The sequence below is a fragment of the Parabacteroides timonensis genome (genome assembly GCF_900128505.1).
GTDB lineage: Bacteria > Bacteroidota > Bacteroidia > Bacteroidales > Tannerellaceae > Parabacteroides > Parabacteroides timonensis.
Window position 1 is genome coordinate 273348 of sequence record NZ_LT669940.1, and the last position, 23217, is coordinate 296564.

The following is a 23217-nucleotide window of genomic DNA, read 5'->3' on the forward strand; positions in this document are numbered from 1 at the left end:
TTTACCTATGGGACGTATATGGATATTGCTGACAGGAATTCTTATGCTTTTTTCGCAGGTAAAAGCCGGGGAACTGGCTGCTGTGGTTAAGCTCCCGGTCGAGCCTACACCTACGGTAACAATGGAGATGCGCCAGGTTTCCTTGTTGGAGATATTGCAGGAGCTGGAAAAGCAGACCGGGATCTTTTTCTCTTACGAATCATCTATGCTCGATGATTTCCCGAAGATGTCGTTTAAGGCCCAGGACGAATCACTGTCTTATTGTCTCAGGAGATTATTTTACTCTTTGCCTGTTACTTACCGGATGACCGGGCAGATCGTGATTTTGAAACGAAAGCCCCGGCTGTATACCATAAGTGGTTTCGTACGTGACTCGGTATCCTACGAAAGTCTTATTAATGCTTCGGTATTCGAACGCAATACCAGGAGCGGAACAACAACAAATAATTACGGCTTTTACAGTATTACTCTGCCTCCCGGGAAGGTTACTTTACGAGCCTCCTTTGTCGGTTATGATGCGAAAGAGGTCACTTTTGAGTTATCCCGTGATACATTGGTCGATATACCTTTACATGCTATCGAGGCATTGGGGGAGATTGTCGTGGAGGGCTTGAATCCCCGGTCGGAAGTATTAAATACACGTACGGGGGTAGTGGAGGTGCCTTCCCGGCGCATCAAGTCGATGCCGGCTTTGCTGGGGGAGACGGATGTGGTGAAAACCCTGCAACGACTTCCCGGCGTTGCAGTAGGGGTGGAAGGGATGACCGGTCTCCATGTGAGGGGAGGCAATGCCGACGGAAACCTTTACTTGCTTGACGGTAACCCGGTTTATCACACCAATCACTTGCTTGGTTTCTTTTCAGCCTTTAATCCTGATGCCGTCAAGAATACGACATTTTATAAGGGGAGCTTTCCTGCCGAATACGGAGGAAGGCTCTCGTCGGTTGTAGATGTGAGGACGAATGATGGCGACCGTTACGAATATCATGGAAACTTCTCTATCGGTTTGCTCGCTATGCGGGGGAACCTGGAAGGCCCTATTATAAAAGGAAAATCTTCATTCAACGTTTCCGTCAGACGTACCTGGATGGAACTTTTCACCTGGCCGATACTGAAGGCAGTAAATAAAAACAGGAGCGATAAACTGAAAGGCGGGTATCACTTCTTCGATATGAATGCCAAAGTAAACCACTCCTTTAGCGACCGCACCCGTCTTTATATGAGTTTTTATATGGGTAGCGACAGTTATCTCGATGGAGAAGAGTATAGCTATGGAGATCGTCTTGGTAAGGATTTTCGTTGGCGGTGGGGAAATCTGATCGGTTCAGTGGGAGTGAATCATGTATTCAATAATAAACTGTTTGCCAGTTTTACGGCGGGATATGCACGTTACCGTTCACATATCATACAAGATAAGGCAGATTATGCACAGTCTTCCAACGTTAATGAAGAAAGGGTATACAACCAGGAAAGCCACTATCGTTCGGCTATGGAAGATATGAGCCTGCGTGCATCATTCGATTACCGTATACATGAGAAACACCGTCTCCGTTTTGGTGGTGATTATCTGTTTCATAATTTCCGTCCTGAGCAGAATACGATGAAGAGTTGGTATAAGGACTCGGTAAAATCGCAAGAGACAAATACGATGTATGCCAATTCGCTGATTCACGGCCATGAAGTCTCTTTGTTTGCCGAAGAAGAGATGCATGTGATGGAACGTCTTAAGACGAATGTGGGTTTGCGATATACGTTATTTACTGTACAGGGGGAGACTTACCAGTCTTTTCAACCGCGTTTGTCGATACGTTATCTGCTGGCCCGTAACTTCTCTGCTAAACTGTCATATTCCAAGATGAACCAGTATATCCATCTTCTTTCCAACAGCTATATCAGCCAGCCGACAGATATCTGGGTGCCCGTAACCCGTAATATCCGTCCGATGAATGCGCATCAGTATACCGCTGGGCTTTACTATACGCTTAACAGGCTGTATAACTTCTCTATCGAAGGATATTATAAACGGATGAACAACCTGATCGAATACAAAGATCGTTTTCCGGTAGGGATCGATTATTCCAATTGGGAAGAACGGGTAGGGGAAGGTCATGGCCGTGCCTACGGAATGGAACTTATGGCGCAGAAGAAGACAGGGCGTTTGTCGGGCTGGATCGGTTACACATTATCCTGGTCGGATCGCCTCTTTCCGGATGGAAGTGTAAATAAAGGCCGGCGTTTTCCTTCCAAATATGATAACCGTCATAAGATAGACGTCGTGGCAACTTATAAACTGTCTCGTAAGGTGGAACTGACTGCCGCCTGGATGTTTGCCTCCGGTAATTATATCACGATCAAGGATCAGGTATATCATGGAGGGACGGGACAGACGAATAACGGCTATTTACACGGTAGTGGCATCATTTCAGGGGGAGACGGTTACGATTATGCATCCAGTTCCCGAAACAACTACCAGTTGGCTCCTTATCACCGTCTTGACCTGGGACTTAACTTTTACCGTTATAAAAAGAAGGGGCGTATGGGAATCTGGAATCTTAGCCTTTGTAATGCTTATTGCCACCCGAACCCGTTTAGTGTTGAGACAAAATACTATACTGATCCCGTTACCGGAAAACGCGAGATCTATCTGGAGCAATCTATCTTATTCCTGTTCCTGCCTTCCGTATCATATACCTATAAATTCTAATACGATGAAGAAGATATTATCCATATTACTGCCACTTTTGCTTTTATGCATTTCTTGTATACGTGATGTCGTGCTGAAGCTCGATCCGGTGCCTCCGGTATTGGTGTTGAATGCCTCTATCACACCTGAACGTGAAGTGGCTGCATTTCTTTCGAAAAGCTGGTTTTTACTGGATAGTGTTCCTGAATACGACCTTCCTGATAAGGGAGTGAATATAGATGTGTATGTAAATGATACTTTTCGGGGAAGTATGGAACGTTCGGATAATCCGGCTGACAGTACCGAATACAAAGGACAGTTTAAGTTGTCCGGTTGCCATGTAAAGGCTGGTGATAAAGTGAGGTTGGAAGCCGGGGCATCCGGTTTCGATCCGGTAGCGGCAGAGACGGTGATCCCTCAGAAGACGGATATTATTTTACTTGACACAGTGGGATTTCTCAAACCGAATTCTTTTAGTTCTCATCTTTTAAGGATGTATATTACGTTGCACGATAAACCTGCTGAACGTAATTACTATCGTCTGGTTGTGGAACAATTGGTTGAATTTCATAAAGGTGACAGTGTGATGTGGGTGAGTACGTTTTGTGATGAAACATGGAGAAATACCATTACCGGTGATGACCTGGTGGATACTTTTAATAAATTCTCTTTTGACAGTTTTCGGTTGACTTATGACGATCCGGTATTCCAGCCCGATATCCCTTCACTTGCTTATTATGACGGCCCTTATTGCCGGGGTATTTTCCCGGATGATCTGTTCAATGGAAAGGATTATACGGTGACAGCTTCGTTCGCTCCCAATTATTCATTTGTCACCGACACCTTGTCGGCCACCGTCTATTACGATGTTCATCTTTTGTCGATTTCGGAGGCTTATTATAACTATCTGAAAGTGATCCGTAACTTCTCCATATCGTTGGGAGATGCTAATATGGATGCTTTGCTGGAACCCACTTCCACCTATTCAAACGTAACCGACGGCTTCGGTGTTGTGACTGGCTATCAGAAAGCAACACGTCGCATCACCATGCCCATCGGCAGTGTACCTCCTTATTTCGAATGGTAAGAACTTATACCATCGAGGGGTGCAATCTTTTGTAGTTTTCTATACGAATCTCTCTTTCCTCGGGGGAAAGATGAGCAGGAAGTTCAATCGTCGTCCTTGGGCTGATAGCTACAAGAACCACTTCGCCTACGCTTTTTTTATACTCTTTCAGTGAATTCTCTATTAGCTGGTTTGTTAAACTTCTTTCTGATCGCATATTCTTTTCTTATTAAATGATTGTTTATTAATCTTCTGATGCCTCTTCTACGGCGGGTAATTCGTTTTCCAGGCGAATGTTGATCGCATTCATGCCTTTTAAGCCGCGTTCGAGGTCGAATGTAACGATATCACCTTCGGTTATTGCCGAAGACAAGATATTGTTTACATGGAAAAAGTATCTTTCACCTCCTGAAAGTTCTTTGATAAAACCGAATCCTTTCGAGGTATTGAAGAAGTCTACTTTTCCTTTTAGGATAACCGGTTCCTCTTTCTCTTTTTTAGGTACCGATATCAGTATCTCTTCCTGTTTGATCTCTTCTTTTTTGACATTTTCTTCCGGAGGAGTCGAGGTAATCACCCCATTCTCATCCACGTAAGCTATCATATCCTCAAAGCTGTTCGCTTTAGGGTTTAGCTTCTTTTCTTCTTTTCTTTTTTGTTTTTCTGCTCGTTTTGCGAGTCTCTTTTTTTCATTTTCACGTTTGTCTACGGTAACGGATCTTGCCATGTAATTATTAATTTTATTATAAGATAAATACTAATTCGGAGTAAGGAGTATTATTAAAGGAGAGGCCTGCTTAATATAATGTGTAAATAAGGAGAACTGTGCAATAATGATTCGTAACTCTAACTCTTTCACAAAGATAAGAAAATAAATTGAAGAATCCCTCTTTATAGGCTGATTTAAAAATAAGAAACAATCGTTGCCATATATTAGTGGAGCGTATTTTCGAATTATTCTATTATTTTTGTCCTGCCCGATAGGGGTATTTCCGTAAATCCTGTCTAAGGGATAGATATCAACAATAAGTAAGATGAAGAAAGTATACCCTGCAAAATTATTTGCCCGTGTTACAATGGTTGTAGTGATGATGATGTTAGCTTTGTCCGCCCTCCAGGCGCAGACAAGAGGTGCGGATGAGACACGGAAGGTTACGTTGAATATGCAGAAGGCCTCTATGCGGGAAATTCTCGACGAGATCCAGAAGCAGACAGGGGTAACCTTTTCCTATGAATCATCTTTGTTGAGAGAGCTTCCGAAAACCAGTTTCAAAGCAGAGAGTGAGGCATTACCGGATTGTTTGAAGCGTTTATTCGCAAATCTACCGGTGGTGTATAAGTTGACAGGAAATGTGGTGATCCTGAAGCGTAAACCAAAGCAGGTAACGGTCAGTGGTTTTGTGCGTGATTCAAAGTCCGCCGAATCTCTGATCGGAGCCTCGGTTTATGAAGCCCATACCCGGATGGGGACGGCTTCGAATAATTTTGGTTTTTTCAGTTTGACGCTGCCTGCCGGAGAAATAAAGATACAGGCGTCTTATATCGGATACGGAAGCCTGGTGTATGATCTGGAAGAATTGGACCGTGATACAACATTGGCAATAGACCTGGTGCCAACTGCTTCTTTACAGGAAGTGGTCGTGACGGGGGCGGCGAATAGTAAACAGTCGGTACTCAGTACGCAAATGGGAGCTTTGGAAATCGATCAGAAAACAATCAATGCAACACCGGTGATGTTCGGTGAGGCGGATATTATCAAAACCCTTCAGTTGACACCTGGTGTGTCTGCCGGTACGGAAGGTACGGCTGGTATGTATGTACGTGGTGGTAATGTCGATGAAAATTTATTCCTGATAGATGGTAATCCTGTATATCAAATCAATCATATCGGAGGTGTTTTCTCCGCATTTAATTCGGAGGCGATCAGCGGTATGGATTTCTTCAAGGCTGGTTTTCCGGCTCGTTATGGCGGACGTTTGTCGTCGGTAGTCGATGTACATACCAAAGAGGGGAATATGAGAGAATACCACGGAAGTGCTACACTCGGTTTGATTTCCGGCAATTTGAATCTTGAAGGACCTATTATAAAAGATCGTACCTCTTTCCAGATCGCTTTACGGCGTACCTGGCTGGATGTACTTACTGCTCCGGCTATTGCCATAACTAACGGGATCATCAAGAAGGATGGTTCGAAAGTTCGCGGACGATATGCTTTCCATGATTTGAATTTAAAAATAAACCACCGTTTCAGCGACCGTAGCCGGATGTATCTGAGTCTTTACAATGGTAATGATGTGTTGAAAGGTGGAGGAAGTGATTTTTCGACTTCGGATGATGAAAAGGAAAAGTTCAGGGATGATACCGATATCTCTCTTCGCTGGGGAAACCTGATGGCTACGGCAGGATGGACGTACGTGTTCAATAATCAGTTATTCGGAAAAGTATCGGGTGTGTTTACCCGTTACCATTCCAAATTGAAGAATACGGAGAAATATGTAAATGGTGAGGAGGGAGATGATGAATATTATAATACATTTAATGAAACGTCTACACAAACGGGGATTATGGATGTCGGTTTACGTACTTCGTTTGATTACTTACCACTAGCATCCCATCATATCCGGTTTGGGGGTGATTATCTGTTGCATCGCTTTCGTCCCGAATATAATGAAGCCGCTTCTTCTGAAACAAATATCCAGGATACGACTCGTATAGGTAAGGTTTTTGCTAACGATTTGCTCTGGGCGCATGAAGCCGGTGTTTTTGCGGAAGATGACTGGACACTTTCTTCTACTTTGAAGTTGAATGCTGGTGTGCGTTTCAGTTTGTTTAATATACAGAATAAAACGTATGCCGGTTTGGAGCCCCGTGCTTCGTTTCGCTGGTTGATGAAAGATGATCTAAGTTTCAAAGCGTCTTATGCGCGAATGAACCAGTATGTGCACCTGATAAGCAATAGTTTTATCAGTTTGCCTACAGATGCATGGATGCCGGTGACACGTACACTGAAACCGTTGGTAAGCGACCAGGTTTCGGCCGGATTTTACTATTCATTGAACAAAGAGTATAATTTCTCACTCGAAGGATATTATAAACGAATGAATAATCTGCTGGAATACCGTGACGGACATACCTTTACACCCTCTTTCCAGAATTGGGAGAAAAAGATGACATCCGGTAAGGGACGTTCCTATGGAGCTGAGTTGATGGCACATAAAGAAACCGGGCGTTTGACCGGTTGGGTGGGGTATACTCTTTCCTGGTCAGATCGTAAATTTCCGGAATTAAATAAGGGTGAACGTTATCCGGCTCGTTTTGATAACCGACATAAATTGAATATTGTGGCTATGTATAAGATTACTCCAAAAGTGGAGTTGTCGGCTGCCTGGTCGTTTGCTTCGGGTAATCATACGACACTTTCATTGGAAAATTATGAGCAGTCAGGAATCCCGGATCTCGGTTTACCGCCTAATAAATATTATGGTGGAGGCTATAATCCAAGTGATAGTCGTTTGGAAGCTGTTGATTACTATGAGGGACGTAATAATTATCAATTGCCTTCTTATCATCGCTTGGATCTGGCGATTAAGATTTATCGCCCGAAGAAAAAGGGAAGGATGGGCATCTGGACAGTCAGTATCTATAATGTATATTCCCGCATGAATCCATTTATGATTTACAAATCAGAAAAAGTTGTTCCTGATCCTGATAGTAAATGGGGAAGGTTTGTCCCGGCATTCAAGCAGGTAGGTATTATGCCTATTATTCCTTCTGTTTCCTATACATATAAATTCTAATCAACTATGAAGTATCTTATGAAACATACTATTTTATTTATCCTGTTGTCAACAATCTTTTCTTCGTGTGTGAAGTATGTCGATCTGGAAGATCTGCGTCCAGATCCAAAGTTAGTGTTAAATTGTGTGGCGCAGACAGGAATGCCGTTGACAGCAACGGTTTCACGTACCTGGTTTTATACAGATGAAAATCCAAACATAATAATAGAGGATGCAAAGGTCAGTCTTTATGTGAACGGACAATACCGGGAAGATATGACATGGCATGTGGAAGAGAGTGAATATAATTCAAATAGTTACTACCGGGCTTCCTATGTTCCGTCTGAAGGTGACAAGGTACGTCTTGAGGTAGAGAAAGAAGGTTTTAAAGATGTTTCGGCAGAATGTGTATTGCCGGTAAAGCCAGAATTGCTGAAATTGGAGGTTGTGCGGGAAAAGTATACCGGGGAATATCAGTATTATGATTACCAAACTATATATAAAACAACATTCAAAGACAAACCTCAGGAAGGAGATTGTTATTTGGTGTGTCTTGCAGTGGGTAATCCTGATTCTGAGTTAGACTTTGAGACCGGTGAAGAGATTTTTTCGGGTATGTATAATTGGGGTACTATTCATCCGGACTATTCGTATGAACCGGTATTTAAAAATAAAATATCTGTGTTGGATGAATTGTTTGGTAATGATTGGTTATCAGGAAATGGTGGCCGCCCTTTCTCCGATGAATTAATTAACGGACTGGAATATACGTTGAAACTAGTTACTAGTTCCTACAACTACGGATCAGGTACGGGTAATGAGGAACTCCCCAGTAATAAACCTCCTCGCTATGTAAAGGTTTTTCTGTATACTCTTTCAGACTCTTATTATCAGTATTTGATGGCATTGGCAGAATTGGCCGATCGTTCATTTAACAATGACCTGGTGGATGCCGGACTGGCCGAACCGATACGTGTTCTCAGTAATGTAGTTGGAGGAACCGGCATATTAGGTGCGGCCAGTGTGGATACGCTTACTGTGGAAATTCCATACAGATACTAACCGGATAATGATCCGAAATCCCTTCCAGCTCCTCTCCGTTCTGAACAGCTGCATCGATGCATTTGGGTGTTAAAGCCGGTGAAACCAGGATATAGTCCAATCGTTCGCCAAGCATTTTCAGGCGTGGATCGCCCCATTGCCATTCGTAGAGGGTAGCGGCAGGATACGACATCCGTTGCTCTGCCGGGACAAACATCTTGACGGGATCGGCAAAACCGATGGAGAGGAATTTGGACAATACCGAGTAATCGAACTGTTCACCACGCATATTGCCATATTCAGGATGGCTTTTGTCCCATCCCTGCATATTCTGTCTGAGTTGGGTATGTGTTTCGACTTCGTCGGCATCGAAAGGGGAGTAGGCATTGAAGTCGCCCATGACCATACAAGATTCGAGTTTGTTTTCACGGATATATTCTGTGATCGCTTCAGCCTCTTTCAAGCGGTATTTCCATTCGAACGGACTGAGGTGCGTAACGATAATATCTAATCCGTAAGTTTGTGCATGCAACATACCATGCCAAAATCCTTCCACCTGTTTCTTGACTACATCGATGGGTTTACGGGAAGTAAGCCCTACCGGATAACCCTCCTCTTTCACAATGGCTACATACGGATGACCATAAGAAGCGGCCAGTGCCGAGAGATCTTTCTCGTTGATTCCGACAAGTTCCTCCAAAGCAACGATATCCGGCTTTTGCTGATTTATCCATTCGGTGAAACGGGCCTGACGTGCCGCATCTTTTTCAAAACCGTTCCAGATATTGTATGAGATAACCTTTATAGTATTTGTTACCTTTTCCTGGCTGATGCCTTTGAGTGCGAATAAAGAGAATAGAAGAAGTAAGCCTAGTGTTTTCAATGTTTTCATGATAATTGTTCCCTTGTTTTATTGATCCGGTAAAGGTAATAACTCTTTTTGTATCCCTACTCCAGGCAGGGGGATAATTATCCCCCTTTATATTGTTTGTTCCGGTCTATCAATTCATTGATCTTAGCCACCGAGGCAGCAGACCGCAGGCCGTCTTCCGGCGTATTCATACAATAGTCGACGAGTAGTTCCACGGTCGAAACCGCCACATGCATCCGCGTATCGCAGGAAGCGTAGTAAATAAATACCGTACCATCCTCATCGGCTATCCATCCGTTGGAGAACAAAACGTTGGATACGTCACCGATACGTTCTTCCCCTTTCGGAGCCAAAAAATAGCCGCCGGGCTGTGCGATAACCTTTGTGGGGTCGTCCAGAGCCGTCATGTACAGGTACAGTACATAACGAAGCCCGGCGGCACATGCCCTGACTCCGTGGGCCAGATGTAGCCAGCCTTCGGGAGTCTTGATGGGATGCGGACCTTCCCCGTTTTTTACTTCTTTGATTGTATGATAGTAGCGTTTATCGATAATTAATTCGGAGAGAACGTTGGCATTTGCCATGTCGTCTATTAATGTCCATCCGATACCGCCCCCGCTACCGGCTGCTATAAAGCCATCCTGCGGACGGGTGTATAAAGCATATTTACCGTACACAAACTCGGGATGCAGGACAACATTGCGCTGTTGGCTTCTGGTTACCAGATCCGGTAATCTTTCCCAATCGACCAGATCTTTCGTACGGACAATTCCCGCTTTAGCCACGGCGGCCGACAGATCTCCCGGCGGTGCATCCGGATCATGCCGTTCACTGCAAAAGATACCATAAATCCATCCGTCCTCGTGTGCCGTCAGGCGCATGTCGTATACGTTGGTTTCCTCCGGAGTGATATCCGGCAAGTTTACCGGACGTTCCCAAAAACGGAAATTATCCACTCCGTTCGGACTTTCGGCAATGGCAAAGAATGATTTCCGGTCGCACCCTTCCACACGAACCATCAACAGGTATTTCCCTTTCCATTTGATAGCCCCCGAGTTCATACAGGCGTTAACCCCGATCCGTTCGAGGCAGAACGGATTGGTTGCCGGATTTATATCATACCGCCATTCCAGCGGGATATGATCTTTGGTAACAATCGGGAATGTATATCGGCGGACGATACCGTTCGTGTTTTCCGTTAGCGTATTGGGGCGTTGCAACAGGGCTTCCTGCTGCTGTTGCAACGTTTGTAGTTTTTGTTTAAAGAGATTGTTCATATATCGTTTTTATAAATTGTCCGGATATAATGTGATACGGTTGGCTCGTTGATAAACAGCTGAAGATATTTCCAACTCAAATACAATTTGTTGCGTATCTGGATCGATTTCGACGACACGTCCGCCGCTGCTACCGTCACTGAGCGCATTACTCATGCCCGGACAGAACAAGCGGTTACCTGTCTGCGGCAGATACTGAACGGAAGACCGGGCCGGTGCATAGTACTTGTGAGCTCCTTCTTTACCGAACTGCCATACCTGTCTGACCGTACGTTGTTTCTCATTTACTTCATATTCGACAGCCCGGCTGTAAAGCGATTGGTCGTCGAACCGTGACAGGACGAAATTACGTCCGTATCCGTTGTCGAACACCAAGATATTTCCGTTAGGTAGGGTGATGGCGGTATGTGCTCCCCAGGGCCATTCGAAGTCATTACCGCTTTTTTCTCCTGAAATAATCTCCGGATCGGTGATAGGAGTGCCGTCGGCATGTAACGGTTTCAATAACAGATTCTGATATTTGTCATGCCAGCCGCGATGAGGCGAGATGATCCATTTGACACCTCCTGCATGGTTGAATTTGCATACTCCCTGGAAACGTATGGTAGCGAGGTAATCATCCCCGACTCCGACGATCGCATTGTTATGTGCCCAGTTCGACTGTGTCTGACCGAATGCTGCTCCCGGCAAACTAGGGTCTGTCAGTTCGTAGCGTGCCGAGTCGATCATGGCGGCCAGGTCCCATTCCTGTGTTATGGTGCCTTTCACCGGGTCGAGTTCCAGCATATAATCATTATAACGTATATCTTTCCCATTTGCCAACCTGGCGGATATTTTGCTGACCGTAGCCAGTAATTTCCCGTCTGCATTTTCGGCTACATCATGATGAAAGGAGTATCCCATAGCTCCCAGATCCCAGCTTTGTACGATCTCTCCTACGGTATTTACTTCTATCAGTTTGTTCCGGTATCCATCTCCGTTCAGATAGTTTCCGCTTTTCATCCGGGAGAGTCCGCAACCGATATCGATATGGTTTAATTCTGGATGGTTTGCCCAGTCCAGCATCCACCGTATCTCTCCATCGGCATCTATCATATAAGGGATGGCTGTATCAGCTTCCGATTCTCCCGGCGAACTGATCAGGTTCATTCCCGGTTCCATCCGGGCAAGGTTGGCTGTGACCACATTTGTTTTTTGAGGCAAATGAGGGTTCTGGAGTTTCCCTGTTTGAATATGAATGATGGAACGGGCATGTTCGTTTCCGTCTTTATCTGTGTAAATCAGAGTGACTTTATTGTTATAATCCGGGTATAATCCCAGGATAGTCACTGTTTGTCCTTTTTCAATACTTCTGAAAAAATGTGTTATGTCTGGCGTCCGGTATCCGTCTTTACTGTGGACGATCAGTTTCATGCGTCCTAAAGCCGGAAGGTTCATAACCGCATAAGCCGATAGCGGATTGTATCCGGAAGGATTGACAATCACGTTGGTAATCAGTTTATCGATTGAAGTGCCTATACTGGGTAGGGTGTAAGTGCTGCCATTGACAAAGGTTAAGGTCGATTTCCATTCATCTGCATTTGTTGTCAAGCTTTGGACTGTGTTTGAAGGGAGTGTGATGGTTTTTGTTTCGAAGTTAAGAACATAATTATCTCCCTCCACTGCGGAAGATTTCAACAGGTCGCTTTCCTGCAATTGATTTTGGATACTTTGTATGGCTATTGTACAATCTACATCATCATTCTCACTGCATGCTGTTGTTATGAGAATAAATGATAGGAATGTAAATATGTATATACTTGCTGTTTTCATAATCCTGTGTTTTTCAGAAGATAATATGTATAAGATATTGCAAATGCTTTATTATGAGAGTGTGTCAAAAGTTGAGGCTTTTGACACACTCTTTTACTTTATTGCCAGTCCGTTTTCTGTTCCAGATTGAGGTTGGCATCTACTTCACTCTGCGGGATCGGGAAATATAAATGCTTCTTCTGGAGATTGCTGAAATTCTGACTGTCTATGATCTGTCCGGTAAACCGGTAACCGGTGATCATACCATTTTCCCAGATCGGTTCCCAAACCTTCGTATCGGTCTTGCGTGCTTGCATGATCGATTTGAACTCATCGAAGCCGTACCAGCGAACCATATCGTCCCAACGGACATTCTCACCTGCGAACTCCAATAGTTTCTGGTTGCGCAGTTCTTCCATGATCGCCGATTTGTCTCCCAATTGTTTTTCCGGTAGGCCGGCACGAGTACGGATACGGTTGATATCCCGCATAGCACCGGCATTATCACCTGTTTCCAGGCAGGCTTCCGCATGTAAGAACAATACTTCGGCAAAGCGCATGATCCGGTAGTTGGTGATACGTCCGGAATTATTCGAATACATCGTACATCCTGCCTTGTTCCACCACGGTGTATGCTTCTTCATCAGGAAACGTCCTTCTTTACCTTCGATATCGGGATAAGCAGGGCTCATGCCGCTCTTGATCCTGTATTTGTCGTCGCCTTCAGGAAGCGCCGTATATTTGAAAATACTGTCGAAAGGGAAAGAGTCGAAGAATGTCTCATCTTCTTTCACATCGTTATAGTCGGAGTATTTGAAGAAACAGGTCGTATATAAACGTTTGTCCCATTTGGTGTCGGAGCCTGAAGGACGAGGTTCTGAAACAAACTGTTTGACCAGGAATGGAGATGGGTGCATTTTATACCAGCCACCGCCCTGGTTCAGACCCGTTCCGGCTCCCCCTTTCAGTGTCGGGCCGAAATAATGACCGATCACATTCCCCATGAAAGCATTGTCGCCCGTACTGCTACCCCAGGCATCTCCGGAATCACCGAATGCTTCAAAGTTGATTTCCCAGACAGACTCCTGGTTGAACTCGGTATCGTCGCGGAAATTCTTTTCATAATCGGCCATCAGATCGTAGCCGTAATCATTCATTACAGACTCCAGTTCGGTTTTAGCCGCAGCAAAATCACCTTTCCAGAGATAAGCTTTCCCTAGCATAGCACTTGCCAGTCCTTGCGTCACGCGTCCGGCTTCTTCGCTGGGACGCGTTTTAGGCAGACGTGCCTTTGCCTCTTTCAGGTCGGCAATAGCCTGATCCAGGATCGCTTCGGCAGAAGATAACGGGTGGGCTTCCGGATCCGCATCCTGAGGCAGGGTACGGAGAACGCCTTCGTTAAAATCGGTACGTACACGGAAGTACCAGAAACCGCGCAGGCAATAAGCCTCGCCTAAAAGCTGGTCGAGTTTCGTTTTGTCCATATCTACGTTCGGAGCCCTGAACAAGAACTCGTTGGCAAGCTGGATACCTGTGTATATATATCCCCAGCAACCGTTTCCCGTATTCGGGGTATTGGTAAAGGCCAGTGTCTCCCAGGTGCTGGCTTCTTCGCCGCGGGTAGGATACATGTCGTCGGCTCTCATCTGGTAGTGCAGGATACCTTCATAACCTCCGTAGTATCCCCAGCTCATACGGCGTATCGGGTTATAAGCGGCAGACAGCCCTTTCATGACATTCGCCTCATTCACCCAGAAGGTGGCAGGTGTCTGGTTGTTGGGATTGACTTCATTCAGGAAGCTATCGCTACAGGAAGTCATAAGTATCGGGACTATCGCCAGCGAAACTATATATTTCTTGAAATTCATATTCATATCGTTTTAGATTTTACATAATTAATTAGAAGTTCAACTGCAGACCGAAAGTGATGGTGCGTGCTGAAGGATAACGGCCGTCGTCGCAACCGCGGGTCATGATGCTGGAGTCGCTGTCGGCTACACCCAGGTCGGGGGTATATCCTTTGTAGCTGGTGATAGTGAACAGATTTTCCATAGCGGTGTACACTCTCAGGCTCTGCATTTTAGCTTTCGATACCAGGGCTTTTGGCAATGTATAGCCGAGTTCCAGGGTTTTCAGGCGAAGGAACGAGCCGTTTTCGAGCCAGCGGTCGGTGTATCCCCAGTTCGTACCGTTGTTGTCGTTGCCCGAGACGTAGCGGGGCACGTCGGTGTTACGGTTGTTCTCGGTCCAGCTGTTGGCACGTATGGCATACTGGTTGGCTGTCACTTCATTGTAAACAGTCGTGAAGTACTGCGCGTTATAAATCTTATTACCGAAGTTACCGTCGAAGAACAGGTTCAGGTCGAATCCTTTCCATTCTGCTCCCATATTGATACCCAACGTCACTTTCGGGAAAGCGCTGCCGCAATCCTGGCGGTCGAGGTTGTCGATTTTACCGTCACCGTTATAGTCTACATATTTTAAATCACCCGGTTGGGCATTCGGCTGAATCATGTTGCCGTCTTTATTTACGTAGGCGTTGATCTCTTCCTGGGTTTGGAATATACCGTCGGTCTTTATGATATTGAAGTAGCCGATGGGGAAACCAGTCTTTGCATAGGTGATGGCACCTTTGTCATGCGGGTTGAAGCCGGTCCATTCGTCGCGTGAACCGTTTACTTTCGTCAATTCATTTTTGATGAAAGAGGCGTTTACTCCTACATGGTAGTAGAGTTCACCTATATTGTTACGATGTTTGATGGCAAGTTCCAGCCCTTTGTTCTCTACCGTACCGGCATTAACGACCGGTGTTTCTCCCAATCCGAAGCTGCCCGGTTGAGGCATCGACAATAACATATCTTCCGTTTTCTGTATGAAGTAATCTGCACTCAGGGTGAACATATTGTTTAGGATACCCATGTCGAGACCGATATTGATCGTTTTAGTCTTTTCCCAGGTAACGTTCGACGGTGAAACCCAATTCACTCCGGTGATAGCTCCTTCCCAGAGAGAGGAACCCACTACGTTGTTCAGGCCTGTGCCGACAACCGATTGAGTGGCATAGTTACCGATACCGTTCAGGTTACCGAGCGTACCGTAGCTGGCGCGTACCTTCAGCTCGTTCATTGTTTCCCTTGCATTTTCAAAGAAGCTCTCATTCATCACATTCCAACCGAGAGAGGCGGAAGTAAATGTTCCCCAGCGATGACCGTCTGCAAACTTGGACGAACCGTCGCGACGGATAGAGGCTGACAACATATAACGGTCGGCATACGAGTACATCACACGTCCGAACATGGAGATCATTGTATTAGCCCAGGCGCTGCCGCTGGTGGTTTGTGTGGAAACAGAGCCTGCTCCGATGGTGTTCAGTCCTTCGGGTAATCCCGTACGACCGGCACCGAAACCGCGCTGGCTGTTTTTCTGTGAAGAATAACCTACCAGGCCCGATACGGTATGGTCTCCGAATGTATTATCATAATTGATCGTGTTCTCGATCAGCCAGCTGTTTTCCCAACCAGTGTCTTCACTTAATTTGTAATCAGGGTTCTGAGAGGTGGAACTGAATACATAAGGAACTGTGTAGTTGTAATTGCGACGGGTATACTTATTGATACCGACGTTGAATTTGTATTTCAGTCCTTTCAATCCGAGGTCTACTTCGGCGAAACCATTCAATAGGATATCGGTACCATGATTCTGGATATCATACGCTTCTGCCCAGCCTACCGGGTTGTCGCCACGTGTCCAGGTCGGAGCTTGTCCCCAGGAACCGTCTTCATTATATGGTTTCCACATCGGAACCGCTGTCAGGGGAGAGGTGAAAGATACGCTTTCTTTATCTTTCTGCCAGAACTTCATCATGATGGTCGAACCCATGCGTACATGGTTGTTGAACAGGGAGAATGTATTCTTGGCACGAATGTTCCAGGCTTCATAGCCGGTCGTCTTAACGATACCGTCCTGTTTCAGGTAACTGCCGGAAAGGTTATAGGTGGAAGTTTTGTTACCTCCGGATACGTTCAGGCCGACTTTGCTTACCATGGCTGTGCCATATAGTTCTTTCTGCCAGTCGGTTCCTTTGCCTCCGTTCCAGTTGACCAGTTCGTCGGCTGTGCTGTAACCTGTCATCTTGGCGAAATCGCGTAGCTGGTTACCATCCATTACGTCGATATATTTGGCTACGGACTGTATACCGGTATAAGCGTCTACGGAAATACGGGTCGGCGTTTCCAAACGTCCGCCTTTGGTGGTGATCAGTACAACCCCATTGGCCGCACGCGAACCGTAGATGGAAGCGGCGGAAGCATCTTTCAATACTTCGAGGGACTGGATATCCGACGGGTCTACCATATTGATATCTCCGTATACACCGTCGATCACATACAACGGGGTAGTAGAACTCATTGAGCTGATACCACGGATGTTAATATTCATGCCTTCACCGGGTTGTCCGTTGGGTGTCGATACGGTGACACCGGCGATACGTCCCTGCAGGGCGGAAGATGCACTACGTGCGACACTGGCCTGCAACTCTTTCCCGGAAACGGAAGCAACGGCTCCTGTCAGGTGACTTTTCTTTACTGTACCGTAACCGATAACGACTACTTCATCCAATAATTCGCCGTCGGCCATGGTGATGTTGATTTCGTTTCTGTTACCCACCGTCACGGTCGACGGTTGCATACCTACATAGGAAAATTCGAGCACTTGTCCCGGCTCTGCCTGAATAGTATAGTTACCATCGATGTCGGTAGTGGTACCTTGCGTGGTTCCTTTGATAACAACTGTTGCTCCAATGACCGGATTGCTGTCCGAGTCTTTTACCGTACCTTTTACGGTCATTGCCTGCTGCGCCCAACTCGCGAGTGTGAATGCGCCCAGCAATAATGAGAAAGCTAGTTTTCTGTTCATAATGTTTATTTAAAGATTAATTACTATTTCATCTGATGCAAAGATAGAGGGGACAGGTGGGCGAAATCAAGTAGGATTTTTGCGATTAGTAATGATTATTTATCAAATTTTTAAATAAGTAAAACGCTTGCTTTAGGCTTTATTCACTGAAAAGACGGAGTGTATGGGGGAAGGATGAAGGAAAAAAGAGAATTGGGGTGTTAAGATTTTATCAGGTTGTGATAAATTTGTATTGTGTTGTTTAACATGGAGATAAGAGAGCGGAATGCTGTATGTGTTATTATTTGGCGTGTGTGGCTTTGGCTTATTGTAAGATGTATAATGAAAGAAAGTATGAGCTGGTGCGGATGATTCACCTTTAGAAAAATTTGAGTCTTTTTTATGAGGCTCCGCCTCATGCCGTAGGCTCTCTTTTGCCGTCGGTTTTTAACCGACGGATAGATTAAATGCTCCGGCTTTGCCGGATTCCTCTGTGGGTTTTAACCCCCTTTGACATATAATGGTAGTCCTTGCTTTAAAGGGGCTTAAGCCCACAAAGGAAGATGCTTTGCCTCCTGTCTTTTACATCCGTCGGTTAAAAACCGACGGCAAAATAGAGCCTGCGGCACAAGGCAATGCCTTGTAAAGAAAGATAGCTCATATCTGACAATACCTGAACTATTTCATCTACCGATAATCCTATCTTGCTACCGAAAACTCTTCCACCTTCGTCTTCTGATAAACCCTGCGGATGTCGGAAGCATCGAAAGGAACAGGAGTAGCGGACAGTTCCGGGATGTTATATGATTTGAAGGTATAGTCGTAATGCTCCGGGTCTTTTTGTGGCAGGACGAAAGGCTTGCCGGCTGTTCCGTCGGGAGAGATATAGGCAAAGTAAGGTTTGCCATATTGCCCATCGCCTCGCTTGCTGGCGAAAACAAACCAACGACTGTTCGACGACCAACTGTGGTACGTATCGGAACGGTCGGAGTTGACTGTCGGTAACGGATCGATCTCACCTGTTTGTAAGTTCATCAGTTTCAGGTCAGTTTCCCTGTGCCAGATGGGGAAAGTGCCGTAGTCGGCTACCGAATAAAGCAGGTAACGGCCATCGGGCGAGGCTTTCGGGAAACAGACAGAGCCGTTATGAGTCTCCGCATTCCAAAGCGTATCGATTTGCGTGCCCCATTCTCCTTTTTCTGCATCGAAAGCGATGCGGCAAAGGGAGTATTTGAGCTGGTGGAGGCTGTCCGGTAATTCCACTGCCGGAGAGGCACAGTAATAGACCCAGTTGCCGTCTGCAGAGAAAGTCGGGAAGGTTTCGAATACTTCTTTCCGGGCTATCTGCGGGGCGACGATCATCCGGTTGTTGTCGAAATCGGCAATAGCCAGGTCGGAAGCCGTATCGTACACTTCCAACCGTTTGTTGTCGTGGGCATGGTAAGCCGGAATGATGATGTTGGAAGAGAAAACACCGTAACGTCCCGACGGATGGAAATCACCGTATACGGCACCCGATACCATCTGGTCGTCTTTAAGCGATAACTTGCGCAGTCCGCCGTTACGGTTGAGGATCGTGCCGCCGTCTTTTCCACGCAGATGGAACAGAGAGAGGTTGCCGTCCTGCTTTCCGTAGATATGACAGTTCATACAACTACCGTCGACCAGGTTGTTGTCGGCAATCACTTTCTCTTCAAAACTTTCGATGTTGCGTTCGCGCAGCTGAATGGTGTTCCACACCTCGTAACCCGGTTCTATCAGGCGATAACTTAAGAAGCCGTCTATCTTTTCGGGAGCAACCAGCCAGGTGAATGCCGGGTATCGCAGCCATTTGCCATCTACCTGGGCTGTGACGGTGACGGTCAGCGTCTGTCCTTTTTCCGTTTCCAACAGGTTCTTCCATTTGTGAAGCGGGAAACAAACTTTCCGGTCACCGTTGACGGTCAGGCTTTCTTTTTGTCCGCTGACGGTCACCTGCAAAGCGGATGCATCGTTGCGGAGCAGGAAATTCAACGGGGCGATATTGTAGGGGATGGTGACGTCTGCGTAATCGGGATAGATGGGAGCAGGTTCACTCACTTTTGTCACCTGTTCGGGTTGGGAAGCACATGCGGTGCATACCAGCCATACTACCAGTCCGATAACTCTCTTTATATTGTCGATCATCTTCATTTTCCTTTATTGGTTTTGTGCATAATGATAATAGAACCAGTAGGTCTTCCCGAATTTGCCGACCAGCGCCTGCGGATCTCCTTTTGACTGCCGGTGCAGCCGATTGTATTCTTTGAAATCCTGTACGACGGAAGGATCGACAATCGTCTCCCGTATCTCGTCGCCATCGGCCTGGCGGCGCACTAAATCAATCATCAACGCTTCGGCATACAAACGTTTGGGGGCTTTCCCCGGTTCAGCTACATAGTCGTCTATAAAGGCAGGCAGGTTCTTTGCCAACAGATGCAGGCAAAGCAGATAGTCGCGTGCCATCTGGTTGTTCGGATTGGTAGCCAACAGGAGGCGGAGCGATTTGACTACATCGGTTGTGGAGACGCGCACTGTATCCGATTGCGGGATAAAGGTCCTTTTCGCCTCCAGCCATTGCTTGACAGGTTCGCTTTCCTTTCCGGGGATTCTATCTTTTGCCCATTGGCTGTAGAATTTCGTTTTCGAGAGAATACGCAGGTATTTCATGGCGGCCTCGTCGTCACCGTTTATCAGGTTGATTTCGGCCATGCGTTTCACCATGCGGCTACCTGTGTGGTTGGGCGAGAAAATCATTCCCAGGATGGTGGCATGTTCGGACATCGTCATGTCGCCTAGATGAAACCAGACTTCGTTGGCATACAATGAAGAAAGGTAAGAAGAATTAGAGTTTATCGGGATGAACAGTCCTTCCACTCCCGGCTGATAATAATTCATCAACCCTTCGGGCAGTTTGTTTTCGGCAGCATTTGCCAGGTTATAATAATAGGAAAAGGCACTGATGTGTTCGTCGGGGAAAGAGAGTTCACGGACTTTTTTCCAGTGTCCGGCTTCCGCTTCTATATCCACGCCTATCAGCCGCTCGTATAGCGGATTGGGTTTGTCCCACCAGGCGGTTGCCGGATATTGGCAGGCCTGGCTGTATGTCAGCAGATAATACCGGCTACCTATTCCCGGCAAAGCGATGGCGACAATGATTGTCAGACCGGCCCACACCATCTCTCTTCTCTGTATCAGCGAAGCAATCACTTGGAAAAACAGGAAGACAAACATCCCGTAACCAAACAGCCAATACCCTAGAATGACTCCGACAAAACCGGCACTTATCCGCAAATAACTGTTCTTTATCCAATCATACAGAAGAAACAAACCGCCGCCCCCAATCAACGCCAGGGTAGACGACAGCGGATAAAGCAATCCGCAAAAGCGCATCACTTCCCAACCTACAACGAGCAATGCCGGTATGATAGCCAGCCAGCCGTTCATCCATTTGCGGAATACGGCATAACAGACCAATCCCAACAGGCACATCACACTCCCCATACAAGCAGAAGCAGCAACCGGACTGCGGAAAAACTGTGTCAAATAATCCCCGGCGAGACACGATAATACGGCAGGTTTATCCAGGTAAGAGGATAATGCCTCCGTTGCATAAACAAAGAGCGTTGTCTGCTCTTTATGCAGCAGATGATAAGGGCAGGTATGCAGGAAAAAGAAATAACAAGCAATCCCCACCGGAATAAAGGCTAACCAGCCGTATTTGTGTGTGTCTTTCATTTTCTGTGATTATTTTGTGAGCTGGAATGTAGCCAGAACGGCTTTATGGTCGGTAGGCCAGATTCCCAGCGGTTCGATAATCGGGTCGGCTGTGTTTTCAGTCACCCGTTCGCCGCGTAGGATATCGCCTTTAGGTCCGACGATCGTTACGTCTGTCAGGCTCAGTCCTTCGAAAGGAGCATACATGATAAAGTCGATGCGGTCGCGGTCGTCGGCTTCGGGTGACCAGACCAGTTTTTCCAGTGCGATATCAGGGCAGTCTCCCGGACAGGTAAATCCCGGGTGAGTAACCGGATCAGGATATTTTTCGCGATAAGAATCTTTGTATCCGGCTTTTTCCAGCATAACGGAAACGTCCCAGGGGATAGCCAGTCCGTAATGGTCGCGCATATCTTTTGTTGCTTCCGTCCAGTCCAGATGGGAAGGTTCGTTGAAGTCGCCACCCAGAATAACGATACGGCCGGCAGCTTTATCTTTTTCGGCAACGCTGACGAAACGGGCCATTGCGTCGTCTCTCACGGAGGCACGGTTCAACAGCAGGATAGAGTCGAGGCTGATAACAGGTTCTATCTTTTCCCAGTCGTTACCGTTATATCCGCGTACATCGTAATAAGCACAGTTACGGTAGTCCAGATGGGCTGTATAGACGGCAAATTCCTGATCGCCTTTCTTTGTAACCAGGCGGTAAATACTACCCCGGTCGTCATTCAGGGGATAAACGGTACTGCTGTCGCTGATCGGATAGCGGCTCAACAGGCCGGAGTCTTCGGTGTAGAATGAGTAGTACGTTTGTCCGCGTTCCTTCAAAGCCTCGACGATACGGTCGCAGAAACGGGTATTGTGATAATTACGCACTTCGCTCAATGTAACGAAATCGGCATCGCTGCGGACAATCTCGTCGGCTATGGCGTCGAAGCCACCTTTTACCACGGCACCTTCCTGCCAGATATTAAATTGCAGGACTTTAAATGTCTCTGTCTTTTGACAGGATGAAAAACAAAAAACGGCAAGTAACAACACGAATGCTGTAAATAAATGCTTTTTCATGATATGTGTCTTTTATGTATTTTATTTAGCTCCGCGAAATTAGTTATTTTATCAGGGTTGAACTAAACAATTACCTTCTTTTTTCGATAGTTTTCTCTAAACTCTGTCGGTGGCATCCCCTTTTTCTTTTTAAAGATACGGTTAAAGTTCGACAGGTTATTGAAGCCGCAGGCATATCCGATTTCTGCTACCGATTGCGATGAGTCGATCAGGGCACGTATGGCAAACCCCAGGCGGATATCCGTTAGGAAGTCTACAAAACTTTTCGAAGTGCGTTGCTTGATATATCGGCAGAAAGACGGTTCGCTCATATTGATCAGGTCGGCTACGTCCGACAGGCGAAGCTGTTTGTCGTAATTCTTATTCAGATAATCGATCACCTTATTGATACGCGGATCTTTTTCGTGAGGCTTTTCCTGGCGGATAAACGAATGGCTGGCCAGTTCACGGGTATCTTCCGAAAGGGAAAGCTCATGCAGGATCATCAGTAACTTCATGACGGAGTAGAAACCATCGGTCTCACAGGTGATGGTCTTCAGTAACGGACGTACTTTGTTGATCGCCTGCGTACCGAATGCAACCCCCTTCTGTGCCCGTTCGAAAAGTGTCTTGATGCTCTCGAACTGGCTCCTGTCCAATAATTCGTCCGGCAACGACGAACGGTGGAACTGGATGGTTATCTCGTGTATACTTTGCGATTTGCATTCGTGGTTTACCCATGCATGTTCCAGTTTCGGATTTGTAATCAATACCAACTCATCGTCTCCAATCGTTTCAACGGAATCCCCTACTATACGTTGTGCCCCTCTGGCGTGTTCTATGAAGTTTAATTCATACTCCGGATGTACGTGGATTGGAAAGTTGAATGTAGATTTGAGACGCTCGATAACGATAAAGCAATCTTTGGAAGATAGTGGCGATACTTCCTTAAATAATTCGGTTCCAATCATATATTATAGTATTTCGTATACGCAAATATAACTAAAAATCTTATCTTTGCAAATTACAATCAAACA

General features: G+C 46.1%; 15 protein-coding genes. 4 read left to right on the forward strand and 11 right to left on the reverse strand.

Going from position 1 to position 23217, the window contains the following annotated elements:
* Positions 1 to 7 precede the first annotated feature (7 nt).
* Both BQ7394_RS02005 and BQ7394_RS02010 read left to right on the forward strand, forming a co-directional pair.
* A complete protein-coding gene (locus BQ7394_RS02005; RefSeq protein WP_075555837.1) occupies positions 8 to 2704 on the forward strand; it encodes a TonB-dependent receptor in 2697 nt (898 codons plus the stop codon).
* A 4-nt stretch (positions 2705 to 2708) separates the two neighbouring features.
* Entirely contained in the window at positions 2709 to 3770 is a 1062-nt protein-coding gene (locus BQ7394_RS02010; protein ID WP_075555838.1) for a DUF4249 domain-containing protein, read from the forward strand.
* 4 nt (positions 3771 to 3774) lie between these two features.
* Here BQ7394_RS02010 and BQ7394_RS26160 read toward each other — a convergent pair whose 3' ends face one another.
* Entirely contained in the window at positions 3775 to 3966 is a 192-nt protein-coding gene (locus BQ7394_RS26160) for a hypothetical protein (RefSeq protein ID WP_075555839.1), read from the reverse strand.
* A gap of 27 nt (positions 3967 to 3993) precedes the next feature.
* Positions 3994 to 4476: a cold-shock protein gene (locus BQ7394_RS02020; RefSeq protein ID WP_075555840.1), complete on the reverse strand. Its 483-nt coding sequence runs from the start codon at positions 4474 to 4476 to the stop codon at positions 3994 to 3996.
* A 307-nt stretch (positions 4477 to 4783) separates the two neighbouring features.
* On the opposite strand from BQ7394_RS02020, the gene BQ7394_RS02025 reads away from it, so the two are divergent.
* Together BQ7394_RS02025 and BQ7394_RS02030 are read left to right on the forward strand one after the other, a co-directional pair.
* Positions 4784 to 7546 (forward strand): TonB-dependent receptor domain-containing protein, encoded by a 2763-nt coding sequence (locus tag BQ7394_RS02025; RefSeq protein WP_075555841.1) that lies wholly within the window; start codon positions 4784 to 4786, stop codon positions 7544 to 7546.
* Positions 7547 to 7564: 18 nt separating this feature from the next.
* Positions 7565 to 8587, forward strand: coding sequence for a DUF4249 domain-containing protein (locus BQ7394_RS02030; protein ID WP_161951773.1), 1023 nt, complete (start codon positions 7565 to 7567; stop codon positions 8585 to 8587).
* Here the strand turns inward: BQ7394_RS02030 and BQ7394_RS02035 are convergent.
* From BQ7394_RS02035 to BQ7394_RS02075, 9 genes are all read right to left on the reverse strand, one after another.
* Complete coding sequence (locus BQ7394_RS02035) at positions 8559 to 9458, reverse strand: endonuclease/exonuclease/phosphatase family protein (RefSeq protein ID WP_075555843.1); 900 nt, start codon at positions 9456 to 9458, stop codon at positions 8559 to 8561. The two genes, BQ7394_RS02030 and BQ7394_RS02035, sit on opposite strands and share 29 nt — an antisense overlap.
* Positions 9459 to 9535: 77 nt before the next feature.
* A complete protein-coding gene (locus tag BQ7394_RS02040; protein WP_075555844.1) occupies positions 9536 to 10714 on the reverse strand; it encodes a glycoside hydrolase family 130 protein in 1179 nt (392 codons plus the stop codon).
* Between the two features lie 9 nt (positions 10715 to 10723).
* Complete coding sequence (locus tag BQ7394_RS02045; protein WP_075555845.1) at positions 10724 to 12526, reverse strand: aryl-sulfate sulfotransferase; 1803 nt, start codon at positions 12524 to 12526, stop codon at positions 10724 to 10726.
* Positions 12527 to 12624: 98 nt separating this feature from the next.
* On the reverse strand, positions 12625 to 14373 hold the full coding sequence (locus BQ7394_RS02050) for a RagB/SusD family nutrient uptake outer membrane protein (protein WP_235848652.1): 1749 nt from the start codon (positions 14371 to 14373) through the stop codon (positions 12625 to 12627).
* A 31-nt stretch (positions 14374 to 14404) separates the two neighbouring features.
* Complete coding sequence (locus BQ7394_RS02055) at positions 14405 to 17419, reverse strand: SusC/RagA family TonB-linked outer membrane protein (RefSeq protein WP_075555847.1); 3015 nt, start codon at positions 17417 to 17419, stop codon at positions 14405 to 14407.
* Positions 17420 to 18097: 678 nt separating this feature from the next.
* Entirely contained in the window at positions 18098 to 19564 is a 1467-nt protein-coding gene (locus tag BQ7394_RS02060; RefSeq protein WP_394333680.1) for a TolB family protein, read from the reverse strand.
* 12 nt (positions 19565 to 19576) lie between these two features.
* Entirely contained in the window at positions 19577 to 21154 is a 1578-nt protein-coding gene (locus BQ7394_RS02065; protein ID WP_075555849.1) for a DUF6057 family protein, read from the reverse strand.
* Positions 21155 to 21163: 9 nt separating this feature from the next.
* Positions 21164 to 22201 carry an endonuclease/exonuclease/phosphatase family protein gene (locus BQ7394_RS02070; RefSeq protein WP_075555850.1) on the reverse strand — a complete coding sequence of 346 codons (1038 nt, stop codon included), beginning with the start codon at positions 22199 to 22201 and terminating at the stop codon, positions 21164 to 21166.
* 62 nt (positions 22202 to 22263) lie between these two features.
* Complete coding sequence (locus tag BQ7394_RS02075) at positions 22264 to 23151, reverse strand: AraC family transcriptional regulator (RefSeq protein ID WP_075555851.1); 888 nt, start codon at positions 23149 to 23151, stop codon at positions 22264 to 22266.
* Between the last annotated feature and the right edge of the window lie 66 nt (positions 23152 to 23217).

What these genes read in the sequence shown, in the direction of transcription:
- BQ7394_RS02005 (WP_075555837.1), top strand. Translation starts at nt 8, where the DNA reads ATGGGACGTATATGGATATTGCTGACAGGAATTCTTATGCTTTTTTCG.
- BQ7394_RS02010 (WP_075555838.1), top strand. Translation starts at nt 2,709, where the DNA reads ATGAAGAAGATATTATCCATATTACTGCCACTTTTGCTTTTATGCATT.
- BQ7394_RS26160 (WP_075555839.1), bottom strand. Translation starts at nt 3,966, where the DNA reads ATGCGATCAGAAAGAAGTTTAACAAACCAGCTAATAGAGAATTCACTG.
- BQ7394_RS02020 (WP_075555840.1), bottom strand. Translation starts at nt 4,476, where the DNA reads ATGGCAAGATCCGTTACCGTAGACAAACGTGAAAATGAAAAAAAGAGA.
- BQ7394_RS02025 (WP_075555841.1), top strand. Translation starts at nt 4,784, where the DNA reads ATGAAGAAAGTATACCCTGCAAAATTATTTGCCCGTGTTACAATGGTT.
- BQ7394_RS02030 (WP_161951773.1), top strand. Translation starts at nt 7,565, where the DNA reads ATGAAACATACTATTTTATTTATCCTGTTGTCAACAATCTTTTCTTCG.
- BQ7394_RS02035 (WP_075555843.1), bottom strand. Translation starts at nt 9,458, where the DNA reads ATGAAAACATTGAAAACACTAGGCTTACTTCTTCTATTCTCTTTATTC.
- BQ7394_RS02040 (WP_075555844.1), bottom strand. Translation starts at nt 10,714, where the DNA reads ATGAACAATCTCTTTAAACAAAAACTACAAACGTTGCAACAGCAGCAG.
- BQ7394_RS02045 (WP_075555845.1), bottom strand. Translation starts at nt 12,526, where the DNA reads ATGAAAACAGCAAGTATATACATATTTACATTCCTATCATTTATTCTC.
- BQ7394_RS02050 (WP_235848652.1), bottom strand. Translation starts at nt 14,373, where the DNA reads ATGAATTTCAAGAAATATATAGTTTCGCTGGCGATAGTCCCGATACTT.
- BQ7394_RS02055 (WP_075555847.1), bottom strand. Translation starts at nt 17,419, where the DNA reads ATGAACAGAAAACTAGCTTTCTCATTATTGCTGGGCGCATTCACACTC.
- BQ7394_RS02060 (WP_394333680.1), bottom strand. Translation starts at nt 19,564, where the DNA reads ATGATCGACAATATAAAGAGAGTTATCGGACTGGTAGTATGGCTGGTA.
- BQ7394_RS02065 (WP_075555849.1), bottom strand. Translation starts at nt 21,154, where the DNA reads ATGAAAGACACACACAAATACGGCTGGTTAGCCTTTATTCCGGTGGGG.
- BQ7394_RS02070 (WP_075555850.1), bottom strand. Translation starts at nt 22,201, where the DNA reads ATGAAAAAGCATTTATTTACAGCATTCGTGTTGTTACTTGCCGTTTTT.
- BQ7394_RS02075 (WP_075555851.1), bottom strand. Translation starts at nt 23,151, where the DNA reads ATGATTGGAACCGAATTATTTAAGGAAGTATCGCCACTATCTTCCAAA.